Here is a 12,933-nt window from a genome sequence, read left to right on the forward strand (position 1 = left end):
TGCGGTGTTTGAAAGATTGCTTTCGCGGGCAAGCCCTCGATGGGGCCGGACCTGCTGAAATCACGCCTCCGAAACAATGTGAATCAGGAAAATTCCGTCTACCTTGTAGGATTCTGCGACAGCTTGGCGTTTGGTGATCGGGGAGCTGGCACGTATGATGCTTCACAAACTTCCGCAGATTAGAAGCCTATGTCCCTGATAGTTCTACTGCTTCTGCCTTTTATCGGCAGCTGTCTGGCGGCTTTGCTGCCACACAACGCGCGTAACACCGAATCCTTGCTGGCGGGTCTGGTTGCTTTGATTGGCACCCTCCAGGTGGCCCTCTTGTACCCGCAGATTGCCGATGGCGGCGTGATACGTGAAGAATTTTTCTGGTTACCCAGCCTCGGCCTGAACTTCGTCCTGCGCATGGACGGCTTCGCCTGGCTGTTCTCGTTGCTGGTGCTGGGCATCGGCACGCTGGTTTCTTTATACGCCCGCTATTACATGTCGCCCGACGATCCGGTGCCACGGTTCTTCGCGTTTTTCCTGGCGTTCATGGGCGCGATGCTCGGGCTGGTGATCTCCGGCAACCTGATACAGATCGTATTTTTCTGGGAGCTGACCAGTCTCTTTTCGTTCCTGTTGATCGGCTATTGGCATCACCGCGCCGATGCGCGACGCGGCGCCTACATGGCGTTGATGGTCACGGGCGCAGGCGGTTTGTGCCTGCTGGCGGGGGTCATGCTGCTCGGCCATGTGGTCGGCAGCTATGACCTGGACAAGGTCCTGGCCGCTGGCGATCTGATTCGCGCGCACCCTCTCTACCCCATCCTGCTGCCCCTGATTTTGATCGGCGCCCTGAGCAAAAGCGCGCAATTCCCCTTCCACTTCTGGCTGCCCCACGCGATGGCGGCGCCGACACCGGTCTCGGCCTATCTGCACTCGGCAACCATGGTCAAGGCCGGGGTGTTCCTGCTCGCACGACTATGGCCGTCGCTGTCCGGCAGTGAAGAATGGTTCTACATCGTCAGCGGTGCCGGCGCGTGTACGTTGTTGCTCGGCGCGTATTGCGCGATGTTCCAGAACGACCTCAAGGGTCTGCTGGCTTACTCGACCATCAGCCACCTCGGCCTGATCACGCTGCTGCTGGGCCTGAACAGTCCGCTGGCCGCCGTGGCCGCCGTGTTCCACATCCTCAACCACGCCACCTTCAAGGCGTCGCTGTTCATGGCCGCCGGGATCATCGACCACGAAAGCGGCACCCGCGACATTCGCAAGCTCAGCGGCCTGATCAAGCTGATTCCATTTACCGCGACCCTGGCCATGGTCGCCAGCGCCTCGATGGCCGGCGTACCTTTGCTCAACGGCTTCCTCTCCAAAGAGATGTTCTTCGCCGAAACCGTGTTCATCAACGCCACCGCCTGGGTCGAGATGACCTTGCCGATTGTCGCGACCATCGCCGGTACGTTCAGCGTCGCCTACTCCCTGCGCTTCACGGTCGACGTGTTCTTCGGCCCGACCGCCACCAACCTGCCACACACCCCGCACGAGCCGCCGCGCTGGATGCGCGCGCCCGTGGAATTGCTGGTGTTCACCTGCCTGATCGTCGGGATTTTCCCCGCGCAAGTGGTCGGCTCATTGCTGGCCGCCGCCGCCCTGCCCGTGGTGGGCGGCACCCTGCCGGAATACAGCCTGGCGATCTGGCACGGCTGGAACGCGCCGATGATCATGAGCCTGATCGCCATGTCCGGCGGCATCGTGCTGTACCTGCTGTTGCGCAATCAGCTCAAGCGCGGACGGTTCAAATACCCGCCGTTCATTGGCGGTTTCAACGGCAAGCGCCTGTTCGAGCGCGGTCTGGTGATCATGATGCGCCTGGCCCGTCGCCTGGAGCGGCGGATCAGCACGCGCCGCCTGCAAGCGCAGTTGTTCCTGATGGTGCTCGTCGCCGTATTGGCCGGGTTGATCCCAATGCTCCACAGCAGTCTGAGCTGGGGCGAGCGGCCGAAGATTCCGGGCTCGATCGTGTTTGTGATTCTCTGGCTGCTGGCGATTGCCTGTGCCCTCGGCGCGGCGTGGCAGGCCAAATATCACCGGCTCGCGGCCCTGACCATGGTCAGCGTCTGCGGCCTGATGACCTGTATCACGTTCGTCTGGTTCTCGGCGCCGGACCTGGCCTTGACGCAATTGGTGGTCGAGGTGGTGACCACCGTGCTGATCTTGCTGGGCCTGCGCTGGCTACCACGACGTATTGAAGAGGTTTCGCCGCTGCCGGGCAGCCTTCGCAGAGCGCGCATCCGGCGGATACGCGACTTGCTGCTGTCGACCGTGGTCGGCGGCGGCATGGCGTTGCTGGCCTACGCGATGTTGACGCGCCAGACCCCCAACGACATTTCCTCGTTCTACCTCAGCCGCGCCCTGCCCGAAGGCGGTGGCAGCAACGTGGTCAATGTGATGCTGGTGGACTTCCGCGGCTTCGACACCCTCGGTGAAATCACCGTGCTGGTGGCCGTGGCCCTGACGGTGTTCGCGCTGCTGCGACGCTTCCGCCCGCCCAAGGAAAGCCTGCAACTGCCGGCCCAACAGCGCTTGCTGGCACCCGATGTCGTCACCGACCTGGTCAACCCGCGTCACGCCAGCGACACCGCGCTCGGTTTCATGATGGTGCCAGCGGTGCTGGTGCGCTTGCTGTTGCCGATTGCGCTGGTGGTGTCGGTCTACCTGTTCATGCGCGGGCACAATCAACCGGGCGGCGGTTTTGTCGCCGGACTGGTGATGTCCGTGGCGTTCATCCTGCAATACATGGTCGCCGGCACCCAGTGGGTCGAGGCGCAAATGAGCCTGCGACCGCTGCGCTGGATGGGCACCGGACTGCTGTTCGCCACGGTCACCGGGCTTGGGGCGATGGCAGTCGGGTATCCGTTCCTGACCACCCACACCTGGCATGTCGACCTGCCGGTGCTGGGTGACATACATATCGCCAGCGCGTTGTTCTTCGACATCGGCGTGTACGCCGTGGTGGTCGGTTCGACGCTGTTGATCCTCACCGCCATCGCTCACCAATCGGTACGGGGCCACAAAACTGCGGCCCTGCCCAAGTCCGTCGCCAGCAAAGGAGCCGTCTGATGGAAGAAGTCATCGCAATCGCCATCGGCGTTCTGGCCGCGTCCGGCGTCTGGCTGATCCTGCGGCCACGGACATTCCAGGTGGTGATGGGCCTGTGTCTGCTGTCCTACGGCGTCAACCTGTTCATTTTCAGTATGGGCAGCCTGTTCATCGGCAAGGAGCCGATCATCAAGGACGGCGTGCCGCAGGACTTGCTGCATTACACCGACCCTCTGCCGCAAGCGCTGGTGCTGACCGCCATCGTGATCAGCTTCGCCATGACCGCGCTGTTTCTGGTGGTGCTGCTGGCCTCTCGCGGTTTGACCGGGACCGACCATGTCGATGGCCGGGAGCCTAAAGAATGAATGCGATGACGCACCTGATCGCCGCACCGATTCTGCTGCCGCTGCTGACCGCCGCCATCATGCTGATGCTGGGCGAAAAACATCGCCCGCTGAAGGCCAAGATCAATCTGTTCTCCAGCCTGCTGGGCCTGGGGATTTCCGTGGCGCTGCTGCAATGGACACAGTCCACCGGTGTGCCCGGCTCCATCGGTGTTTACCTGCCGGGTAACTGGCAGGTGCCGTTCGGCCTGGTGCTGGTGGTTGATCGCCTGTCGGCATTGATGCTGGTGCTGACCGGGATCATCGGCGTCAGCGCCCTGCTGTTCGCGATGGCCCGCTGGGACGGAGCCGGTTCGAGTTTCCATGCGCTGTTCCAGATTCAGATGATGGGCCTTTATGGCGCGTTCCTGACGGCGGATCTGTTCAACCTGTTCGTGTTTTTCGAAGTGCTGCTGGCGGCGTCCTACGGCCTGATGCTCCATGGTTCGGGTCGGGCGCGGGTGTCGTCGGGGCTGCATTACATCTCGATCAATCTACTGGCTTCGTCGCTGTTCCTGATCGGCGCGGCGTTGATCTATGGCGTCACCGGCACCTTGAACATGGCCGACCTGGCGCTGAAAATCCCGCTGGTCCCGCAAGCCGATCGCGGACTGTTGCATGCCGGCGCGGGGATTCTCGCGGTAGCGTTCCTGGCCAAGGCCGGGATGTGGCCGCTGAACTTCTGGCTGGTGCCCGCCTATTCCGCGGCCAGCGCGCCGGTGGCGGCGATGTTCGCGATCATGACCAAGGTCGGCGTCTACACCTTGCTGCGCCTGTGGACGCTGCTGTTCTCGGGGCAGGCCGGCGCCTCGGCGTATTTCGGCGGCGACTGGCTGATCTACGGCGGCATGGCAACCATCGTCTGCGCGGGCATCGCGATCCTCGCGGCACAGCGGCTGGAACGCATGGCCAGCCTGAGCATTCTGGTGTCGGCGGGGATTCTGCTGTCGGCCATCGGTTTCGCCCAACCGAACCTGATCGGCGCGGCGCTGTTCTATCTGGTCAGCTCGACCTTGGCATTGAGTGCGCTGTTCCTGTTGTCCGAGTTGATCGAGCGCTCACGCTCTGCCAATGAAATGCCGCTGTTCGACGACGGCGACCTGCTGCCCCGCCCCATGGAATCCCTGCAACCGCCCAAGGGCATCAACCTGGACGACGAACAGAAAGCCGTGGTGGGCCAGGTGATTCCCTGGACGATGGCGTTCCTCGGCTTGAGCTTTATTGCCTGTGCGTTGCTGATCATCGGCATGCCGCCGCTTTCGGGCTTTATCGGCAAGCTTGGCCTGCTCAGCGCCCTGCTCAATCCGTCGGGCCTGGGCAATGGCGTTGACGAACCGGTGTCGAACGCGGCGTGGGGGTTGCTGGCGTTGTTGATCCTGTCCGGACTGGCGTCGCTGATTGCCTTCGCGCGCGTGGGCATCCAGCGCTTCTGGACGCCTCAGGAACGGCCATCGCCCTTGCTGCGCCGCTTCGAATGCGTGCCGATCATCGTGCTGCTGGGGCTCAGCGTTGCCCTGACCTTCAAGGCCGAACCGCTGTTGCGCTACACCCAGGCCGCTGCCGATGCCTTGAACAACCCGCAGCAATACGTCATGGCGGTGTTGGGCACGCGCGCGGTGCCGAGCCCCGAATCCCGGGCGGCGATGCTGGAGGTGCAGCCATGAAGCGTCTGTTGCCTGCTCCATGGCTGTCGCTGGCGCTGTGGCTGTTGTGGCTGCTGCTGAACCTGTCGCTGAGCCCCGGCAATCTGTTGTTGGGCGCGATGCTCGGGTTCTGTGCGCCGCTGATGATGCGCAAACTGCGGCCGCTACCGATCCGCATTCGTCGGCCCGGTGTGATTGTGCGTTTGTTCCTGCTGGTGGGCCGTGATGTGGTGGTGTCCAACCTCGCCGTGGCCTGGGGCGTGCTCAACGCCGGGCGTCGTGCGCCCCGCTCGCAGTTCGTCAAGGTGCCGCTTTCGTTGCGCGACGCCAATGGCCTGGCCGCGTTGTCGATGATCTGCACGGTGGTTCCCGGCACGGTCTGGTCGGAACTGGCGCTGGACCGCAGCATCCTGTTGCTGCACGTATTTGATCTGGAGGATGAAGCGCTGTTTATCGAGCATTTCAAGGCGACCTATGAGCGCCCCTTGATGGAGATCTTCGAATGAGCGAATTACTGTCGAACGCGGTCCTGCTGAGCCTGTTCATCTTTTCCCTGGCGATGATCCTGACCTTGATCCGGCTGTTCAAAGGGCCTTCGGCCCAGGACCGGGTTCTGGCCCTGGACTACCTGTACATCATCGCCATGCTGATGATGCTGACGCTGGGCATTCGTTATGCCAGTGACACGTATTTCGAGGCGGCGCTGCTGATCGCCCTGTTCGGCTTCGTCGGCTCGTTTGCCCTGGCCAAATTCCTGCTGCGTGGCGAGGTGATCGAATGACTGCTCAACTGTCCCTGTGGGTGGAAATTCCAGTGGCGATCCTGTTGGTGCTCAGCAGCCTGTTCGCGCTGATCGGGGCGATTGGCCTGGTGCGGATGAAGGACTACTTTCAGCGCATGCACCCGCCAGCACTGGCCTCGACGCTGGGCGCATGGTGCGTGGCCCTGGCCTCGATCGTCTACTTTTCGGCGCTCAAATCCGCGCCCGTGCTGCACGCCTGGCTGATTCCGATTCTGTTGTCGATCACGGTTCCGGTCACCACATTGCTGCTGGCGCGGGCGGCGCTGTTTCGCAAGCGTATGTCAGGGGACGATGTGCCGGCTGAAGTGAGTAGCCGGCGCACCGAAAGCGGGAGCTAGACGCTTTTACTGTTGCATTACCTCAGCTCACATCCAGGCAACAGCCAACAACCCGGCTCCCAGCACCACACACAATGGCGAGTAAGCCCAGGTGTCGAGTCGGGCAAACTTCGAGCCCTTGACCTGCTTGAAGAACCCCATCAGATTCGAATCGCCGATTGCCCGGGCGAACATCAGCATCGCAATCGCGCTGATCACCCATTGCAGCGACCAGTGCTGCACCGTGGGCAAATACAGGCCGACCCGCAGGCACACCAGCATCGCGATCAGCAGCAACCCGACCGCCACCAGTAGCGTGGCAAATCCAGAAGGCTTGAAGGCAGGCTTTGATTCCCCCCCGCCCTCCCCGGGCACGCGTGGCACCGCCGCCTCGCTACCCAACGTGCCACCCGCCGCCCAATACAGGTGGATCAAGCTGATCAACAGGAAGATGGCAGCGATCCATTGCGCAATCATCAAGCTCATATTCAGACATCCAACGTAAAATGTCGCAGGAGGATGGACCTCCTTGAACGTTTTTGTAAGGACATTCGTCATTGGCCGGGTACATGACCTGGCCAATGAGGCATTTGCCAAACGTCTGTATCACTTCAACCCGGCAGCGACTTTATCCGCGACATCCTTGGGCACCCAGGCTTGCCACACATCGGGGTGTGCCTTCATGAACGCCTCGGCCGCTTGACGTGGCGGGGTGTGTTTTTCGCTCATCTGCGCCAGGGCCTTGTTCAACGGATCAATCGGCAAATCGACTTTGCTGAAGAATTCAGCGATCTGCGGATACTGTTTCTGAAATGGCGTGGACACACCAATCGACAGCTTCGAGGGCAGCGAGCGCGTCGGTTTTGGATTGGGGTTGTCAGCGTCGGTCAGGGTTTTCCACGCTTCGGCATCAAAGGGCGGTTCCTCCAGCTGAATCAGCTTGTAGCGGCCGAGCAAAGGCGTCGGTGACCAATAGTAAAACAGCACCGGCTTGCCGCGACGAATCGATGAACTGATCTCGGCATCCAGCGCCGCCCCCGAACCGCTGCGGAAATTCACATAGCTGTCGTTCAGGCCATACGCCGTGAGTTTCTGCTTGTTGACCACTTCCGACGTCCAGCCAATCGGGCTGTTGAGGAAGCGCCCCTTGCCCGGACTTTCCGGATCACTGAACACATCCTTGTACTTGGGCAGGTCACTGACACTGCGCAAGCCTGGCGCCAGCGGCTTGATGCCCTTGGCCGGGTCGCCCTTGATCACATACTCGGGCACCCACCAGCCCTCGGTGGCACCTTTGACCGTATCACCCAGGCTCGCGACCTTGCCTTCAGCCTCGGCTTTGACCCAGACCGGGCTGCGTCCGGCCCATTCTTCGCCAATGACCTGAATGTCATTGTTGGCCAGTGCGGTTTCCAGGGTGATGGTGGTCCCGGGCAACGTGTCGGTCGACAAGCCGTAGCCCTTCTCGACGATGATCCGCAGGATATCGGTGATCAGACTGCCGCTTTCCCAGTTCAGATCGGCGAAATGAATCGGCGCCTGCGCCGCGGCGGATACCGGAGCAGGTGAACTCAACACTACAAACGTGGCCAGGGTAGCGACCCACAACCGTCGAAATCCTTTCATGCCTTTGCACCTCGTGCTTTCACAGCATTAGCAGGATGGCCTGACAGAAGACCGCAAGCCTCTGAATACTCAGTCATCTGACTGTAGTAGAGGTTCCTGCTTTCGAGGGGCACGAATTAATTTTCGGAAGTTTCCTGCAACCGCGCCAGCTCTCTTCTTACCATGCTGGCGTAGGCCGCCGGACGCAGCGCGTATATCTGTGACGCCACCCAACTCAGCCAGGCTCCCTGCAGAATCGCCTTGTGTTCGAACAATCGCCGGGCTTCGACGCATGCACTGGCCTGGTTTTGCTGGTGGAAATCGGCGCGGGTCAGGGTCATTACTCGCTGGCCTTGAACGTCACCAGTTCGCCCTTGCGCCACTTGGCGGCTTTGGCGGTCACAGCCTTCAGGGTCTTGGTCAGGCCTTCCTGCAGCTGTTGGTGGGCGGCGAAGACCATGACGACGCTATGACCTTCCTTGAACACGATCCCATGACCATCTGCTGTGGTGACAAAGGCGTAATCACCCAGGCCATACACCGTCAGTTTGATTTCGCGGAACTTGATGTCGAGCTTGCCGCCTTCACGACTGGGCAGCACAGAGGCGCTGAAGTGATCGCCAACCTTGAGCTTGAGCCCTGGTTTGTCATCGACCACCAGCGCTTCTTCAGTGTCGAGTTCGGCGATGTAAATGCCTTCAGCGTTTTGTTCGGTGATGTAAACGAAACGTGACTGGAACTGTTTAACCAGCTTTGCGCGCAAATCACCCAGCACGAACAAAGCATGCATATCGAGATTACTTACTGCCAAGGAAACATCCCCACATTTGAAAATGATGCCGCACGCAGAAAAAGCGCACAGCAGAAAAAAGCGGCCATGCCGAAGGTGTTGCCATGAGGCCCGGGTTGAAATCCTGAGCTGAGCGTAGCGCTCAGGCGTCGCGAGGTCAGTGAGACTACTGGAATATCACTCGCGCCGTCCTCTGTGAAAGTCGTCAGAAGTTGAAGGAAAAAGCCCTTCTTGCCGCCAGAGGAAACCGGATTACCAACTTTAAGGAAAAAACTCTTTAAAAAAAGCACTTTTCCGACATATCGCCAGCAAAAAATTGCTTTAGATGAACGCCATCCGCCGGACAGTGATGGCGATTCTAGAGCAGCCATGCTCATTGAGACTACCCATAACGACGTACGCACGTCGGCAAAACAAGGAAAAGGACTTCTTATGTGCACCATGACTCACTTCGCCATCCCCATGGCACGACACAACGATAGCGCTCGCTCGATGCTTGCGGTGGACTTTCAGCCCCATGCGTATGCGTCTGAAAGCCTCCGAATTCCGCAATTTCAGGTCGTATTGGCAGGGAGCGCGTTCTTTCATATCAAGGAAACGGCCACCGGCCGCGTCAGAGGTTTCCGCGCCAGCCATAACGCAGCCTGTGCCCTTGCCCGCGTGCTCGAGTCACGCGGTTGACGAATTCCAGGGTTTGATTGCCATAGACGTTTCGTCACACCGATGACTTAACTCAGCCGTCGACAGGCAACAACTGCCATACTGCCCGACCAATGAAATCCGTCCCCAGGGCGGACGGCGTTCAACACAACAGAAAATTTCCAAGGGAAGGCAGCTACGTGACGGAATTTGATATCGGTGAATTTTTTATCCGGGGCGAAGCCAGAGAGGTCGAAGGCGAATTCCAGGCTGTCATTGTCATGCGCGCCAAACCACCGTTGACCGCTGTGACGTATCACCAGGTCGAGAAAGATCGCTGGTTCAAAACCTCGGATGTCGCCGACGTTGCCGCAAAGGAAGCTGCACAGGCCCTGAAAACTGCTGTCGACAACGGTGCATTGAACGCCTGATCCTCAGATTTGCAGTCTATGCTCTCTCCTGCTTTCCACCATCGCTTTCGAACTCCTGACGCGCGGCCCCCTCAGATGCAATGAAGCCGCACTCAGATATCGCATTCGACGCGACACGCAAGGAGATGACAATGGATTCACCTACACACGACTTGAAGGGCTTGTTCGACCAGCTCGGCCTTGATTCCAGCGAGAAAGCCATCGATGACTTCATCGCCAGCCATTCCCCTTTGGCTGATGACAAGAAACTCATCGACGCCGAGTTCTGGACCCCACAACAAGCTGGCTTCCTCAAAGAGCAATTGCGAGAAGACGCCGATTGGGCGCGGGTGGTCGACGACCTGAACCTGCGCATGCACCAGGTTCACTGACCCGCACGGTCAATGCAGGCTGCCAGGTGCTACGGCGTTCAATTGCGCCAGCCAGGCAGCCTTGCACTCCTCGGCTTCATCGCGGCTGCAATACACCGTCCCCCGGCGCTCGCCATTGAGCAACACGACCCAACAAACGCTCTGCCCCATCGCACGCAAATAGGCGGGTACACCGCTGCCAATCATGACGGCGACATCGACTTTACTGTGCATGCTGACCTCTCGAATTTCATTAGCAACCTAACTATGCAGGTATGTTAATGAGTTCATTCGCGTGGAAACAGCAATGAGCCTGCACAGCTTCGTTGCCAATCCCGTAACAATGGTCAGCCGTTCAGCGAGCACTCTGCGGCTTGTAGCCCAATCGCAATCCGCCCCAGTGTCGGCCCTTGAGCATGATCGGCACCGAGAGGTCGTGCATCAGTTCACCCGTGTCTCGGGTATAGGTTTGCAACAACACAGGCTGTTGATGGCTGCCACAGCGAATGCCGGTGCGGTCGGCGAACTTGCGCTTGGTGCGGTTCTGCAAGGTATCGACCTGCGCATCACCGGTCAGCGGCAGGCTGAATGCCTTGTTATGGGTCGGCACATAACCTTGCTGAGTGCAGGCGATGGCAAACACCAGCCCGTCGTGGCGCGGCAACAACGGTTCCTGAATGGCCGGCAAAACCTGATCGGTGTAGCGGTCGAAGCGCGTCTGAAACTTGGCCGGGTTGGTGTTGGGGATCGCTTGATAGTTGCGATCAAACAAGTCGTCGAGACTGATCCGGCCCTCGTCGATATCCGCCTCAAAGCGCGCAGTGATCTGACTTGCGCCTTCGCGAGCCAGGTCATAAATCCTTTGGTGATAGTCATCCAGCCCGACTTCGGCGAGGCGCTCGCTGATGGTTTCGGCTTGCCCCTCCATTTGCACCGCCGCCTGAGCCAGACGCTGGGTCTGTTGGTCGCTGACCGCCAGGTCGCTGCGCATCTGTTCGATGGCGTGAAACAGGCTGTCGAGTTGTTCACGGTTGGTGTCGGTCCCCCGAGCGATTTCTGCGACCTGGTGCTCGACGCCTGCGGCCAGGCGCGCAATGTTCTCCAGATGCTGACCGGTGTGCTCGACCTGCTGGACGCCAGTGTCGAGATCGCTGGACAGTTGCCGGATCTGCTCCACCACTTGCGCTGTGCGTTGCTGGATATCGGCGACCATCTCCCCGACTTCGCCGGTCGCGGTCGCCGTGCGCGCCGCCAGGCCACGCACCTCATCGGCCACCACCGCAAACCCGCGTCCGTGTTCCCCGGCCCGGGCCGCTTCAATGGCGGCGTTCAAGGCCAGCAGGTTGGTCTGGCTGGCGATGGATTGAATCACCAGCGTGACCCGTTGAATGTCGTCGCTGCGCACACTCAAGGCTTCGATCAGCTCACGGCTGTTGCTGGCGCGCTGGCTGAGCTGATGCATGCGGGAGATCGATTCGATCAATTCCGTACGCCCGGCCGCACTGCTCTGGTGGGCCTGGCTGGCAGCGTTCAAGGCTTCTCGACTGAGTGTCGAGGTGGCTTGTTCGGTGGAAATCATCACTTCGGCGTTGCTGACGATCCGCTTGGCCGCATCGAGTTGCGACTGGACCCTCTCGGCCAGTTGCTTGACCGAATAGGCCACGCCAGCGGCGGACAACGCGTTGTGACTGGTGGTGTAGGAAAGGTCGCGGGTCAGCTCGGCAATGGCGCTTGAGCTATCGGCTGGGGTTGAATCGACGACGGCGCGCGTACGCAAGCGTGGCAGCCAGACGATCAGCACGGCCACCGGCAGACTGATGTAAAGCGAAGCGCCGCCCAAGGTCATGCCACAGAGCAACAGCACCAGGGCGATGCTTTGCAAAGTCGGCGTCAGCCAAAGGTTTTTTGGCGCAAGTACTGGTGCAGGCACATGCCCAACCAGAGATCCGTCTCTCGTCATCTTCGTCACCCCGTGGAGCTTCTAATTGTTGTGACTGCATTAAACGCCACTAGTGGGCCATTATCTATGGTCCATTAGTAGTGGGCCTTGCAGCAGATCAATAGAAGGACGCGAGTTTTTCGCAGACGAAAAAAAGCATCGCGGGCAAGCGTCGTTCCTTCAGGAACAAGGCTTGCCCGCGATGCGGGGCGTTACGAAATCAGGCCTGACGCTGGTGCTTGTCGATCTGTTCGTGACGCTCTTGAGCTTCGATGCAGTACTTGGTGGTCGGGCTGATCAGCAAGCGCTTGAGGCCAATGGCCTCGCCGCTGTCATCGCACCAGCCGAAGCTGTCTTCTTTGATGCGTTCCAGAGCCTGTTCCAACTGAGGCAGCATGCGCTGGTCGCGATCGATCGCGTTCACCAGCCAGGTGCGCTCTTCTTCGACAGAAGCAGCGTCGGCCGGATCGGCTGGAGTGTCCAGGCTCTCGATGGCGATGCGATTCTGTTCGATGCGCTCATGGGTTTCGACTTTCATGTTCTGCAACAGCTCGGAGAAAAAAGCATGTTGCTCGGCATTCATGTAGTCATCCGCCGGCATGGCCAGCAACTTGTCCTTTGTCATTGATATCTCTATAAAAAAACGTGCATTAAGGCGAATTAGGGAGCGTTCCGGCTGACCAGGTCTGGCCATCGGAAAGGCGCCATTTATTCCAAGCGCCACCCGGCACTCAATTTACGAGGGGCGGCAGTCTAAGGCCGACTTGAGGCCTCAGCAACTGAAAAGACAGCGAATTCGTCCGACAAAGCCACGAAAGTGCTTTATAGCAGTCTTTGCGGTGGTTATCGGAGTGCGTTTATAGCAAGAAATTCAATCAAGCGGCTGTATATAGAAGACAAACGGCTGCGCCACGCGGGTCAGGCGTGGCGCATGTTGCTGTTTCGTT

The 12,933-nt window shown here is 59.8% G+C and carries 16 protein-coding genes; 9 read left to right on the forward strand and 7 right to left on the reverse strand.

Annotation, left to right across the window (positions count from 1 at the left end; genetic code table 11):
* The first annotated feature begins 189 nt into the window (after nt 1-189).
* Genes ACM6I0_RS03530 through ACM6I0_RS03555 form a run of 6 tightly spaced genes read left to right on the forward strand, consistent with a single transcriptional unit; the run spans nt 190 to nt 6,253 of the window.
* Complete coding sequence (locus tag ACM6I0_RS03530; protein WP_414921462.1) at nt 190-3,108, forward strand: monovalent cation/H+ antiporter subunit A; 2,919 nt, start codon at nt 190-192, stop codon at nt 3,106-3,108.
* Complete coding sequence (locus ACM6I0_RS03535; protein ID WP_007986256.1) at nt 3,108-3,452, forward strand: Na+/H+ antiporter subunit C; 345 nt, start codon at nt 3,108-3,110, stop codon at nt 3,450-3,452. Before ACM6I0_RS03530 ends, ACM6I0_RS03535 begins: the two co-directional genes overlap by 1 nt.
* The gene (locus ACM6I0_RS03540) at nt 3,449-5,134 is read left to right on the forward strand and encodes a monovalent cation/H+ antiporter subunit D (protein ID WP_414921463.1); all 1,686 of its coding nucleotides are present in this window, start codon (nt 3,449-3,451) and stop codon (nt 5,132-5,134) included. The genes ACM6I0_RS03535 and ACM6I0_RS03540 overlap by 4 nt, the downstream gene beginning before the upstream one ends.
* The gene (locus ACM6I0_RS03545; RefSeq protein WP_285435864.1) at nt 5,131-5,619 is read left to right on the forward strand and encodes a Na+/H+ antiporter subunit E; all 489 of its coding nucleotides are present in this window, start codon (nt 5,131-5,133) and stop codon (nt 5,617-5,619) included. The genes ACM6I0_RS03540 and ACM6I0_RS03545 overlap by 4 nt, the downstream gene beginning before the upstream one ends.
* Complete coding sequence (locus ACM6I0_RS03550) at nt 5,616-5,894, forward strand: K+/H+ antiporter subunit F (protein WP_222587271.1); 279 nt, start codon at nt 5,616-5,618, stop codon at nt 5,892-5,894. The genes ACM6I0_RS03545 and ACM6I0_RS03550 overlap by 4 nt, the downstream gene beginning before the upstream one ends.
* On the forward strand, nt 5,891-6,253 hold the full coding sequence (locus tag ACM6I0_RS03555; RefSeq protein WP_414921464.1) for a Na+/H+ antiporter subunit G: 363 nt from the start codon (nt 5,891-5,893) through the stop codon (nt 6,251-6,253). The genes ACM6I0_RS03550 and ACM6I0_RS03555 overlap by 4 nt, the downstream gene beginning before the upstream one ends.
* Before the next feature lie 27 nt (nt 6,254-6,280).
* Here ACM6I0_RS03555 and ACM6I0_RS03560 read toward each other — a convergent pair whose 3' ends face one another.
* The 4 genes from ACM6I0_RS03560 to ACM6I0_RS03575 all read right to left on the reverse strand — a co-directional run bounded on the left by ACM6I0_RS03560 (nt 6,281) and on the right by ACM6I0_RS03575 (nt 8,648).
* Complete coding sequence (locus ACM6I0_RS03560; RefSeq protein ID WP_285435860.1) at nt 6,281-6,718, reverse strand: DUF3995 domain-containing protein; 438 nt, start codon at nt 6,716-6,718, stop codon at nt 6,281-6,283.
* A gap of 120 nt (nt 6,719-6,838) precedes the next feature.
* On the reverse strand, nt 6,839-7,858 hold the full coding sequence (locus tag ACM6I0_RS03565; RefSeq protein ID WP_414921465.1) for an ABC transporter substrate-binding protein: 1,020 nt from the start codon (nt 7,856-7,858) through the stop codon (nt 6,839-6,841).
* Between the two features lie 116 nt (nt 7,859-7,974).
* Nucleotides 7,975-8,178 carry a hypothetical protein gene (locus tag ACM6I0_RS03570; RefSeq protein WP_414921466.1) on the reverse strand — a complete coding sequence of 68 codons (204 nt, stop codon included), beginning with the start codon at nt 8,176-8,178 and terminating at the stop codon, nt 7,975-7,977.
* Nucleotides 8,178-8,648, reverse strand: a complete 471-nt coding sequence (locus tag ACM6I0_RS03575; protein ID WP_090185257.1) for a hypothetical protein — start codon at nt 8,646-8,648, stop codon at nt 8,178-8,180. Before ACM6I0_RS03575 ends, ACM6I0_RS03570 begins: the two co-directional genes overlap by 1 nt.
* Before the next feature lie 471 nt (nt 8,649-9,119).
* Between ACM6I0_RS03575 and ACM6I0_RS03580 the strand changes: the two genes are divergently transcribed.
* The 3 genes from ACM6I0_RS03580 (at nt 9,120) to ACM6I0_RS03590 (ending at nt 10,068) form a co-directional block, all read left to right on the forward strand.
* Nucleotides 9,120-9,308: a hypothetical protein gene (locus ACM6I0_RS03580; protein ID WP_414921527.1), complete on the forward strand. Its 189-nt coding sequence runs from the start codon at nt 9,120-9,122 to the stop codon at nt 9,306-9,308.
* A gap of 158 nt (nt 9,309-9,466) precedes the next feature.
* The gene (locus ACM6I0_RS03585; RefSeq protein ID WP_414921467.1) at nt 9,467-9,697 is read left to right on the forward strand and encodes a hypothetical protein; all 231 of its coding nucleotides are present in this window, start codon (nt 9,467-9,469) and stop codon (nt 9,695-9,697) included.
* A gap of 131 nt (nt 9,698-9,828) precedes the next feature.
* Nucleotides 9,829-10,068, forward strand: a complete 240-nt coding sequence (locus ACM6I0_RS03590) for a DUF2789 domain-containing protein (RefSeq protein WP_084323168.1) — start codon at nt 9,829-9,831, stop codon at nt 10,066-10,068.
* A 9-nt stretch (nt 10,069-10,077) separates the two neighbouring features.
* Here ACM6I0_RS03590 and ACM6I0_RS03595 read toward each other — a convergent pair whose 3' ends face one another.
* The 3 genes from ACM6I0_RS03595 to ACM6I0_RS03605 form a co-directional block, all read right to left on the reverse strand.
* A complete protein-coding gene (locus ACM6I0_RS03595; RefSeq protein ID WP_285435854.1) occupies nt 10,078-10,281 on the reverse strand; it encodes a hypothetical protein in 204 nt (67 codons plus the stop codon).
* A 121-nt stretch (nt 10,282-10,402) separates the two neighbouring features.
* Nucleotides 10,403-12,007: a methyl-accepting chemotaxis protein gene (locus tag ACM6I0_RS03600; RefSeq protein ID WP_414921468.1), complete on the reverse strand. Its 1,605-nt coding sequence runs from the start codon at nt 12,005-12,007 to the stop codon at nt 10,403-10,405.
* A 199-nt stretch (nt 12,008-12,206) separates the two neighbouring features.
* The gene (locus tag ACM6I0_RS03605) at nt 12,207-12,611 is read right to left on the reverse strand and encodes a TraR/DksA family transcriptional regulator (protein WP_007907888.1); all 405 of its coding nucleotides are present in this window, start codon (nt 12,609-12,611) and stop codon (nt 12,207-12,209) included.
* Nucleotides 12,612-12,933 lie beyond the last annotated feature (322 nt).

The organism is Pseudomonas sp. IT-P294 (genome assembly GCF_949767865.1).
Classification (GTDB): Bacteria; Pseudomonadota; Gammaproteobacteria; order Pseudomonadales; family Pseudomonadaceae; genus Aquipseudomonas.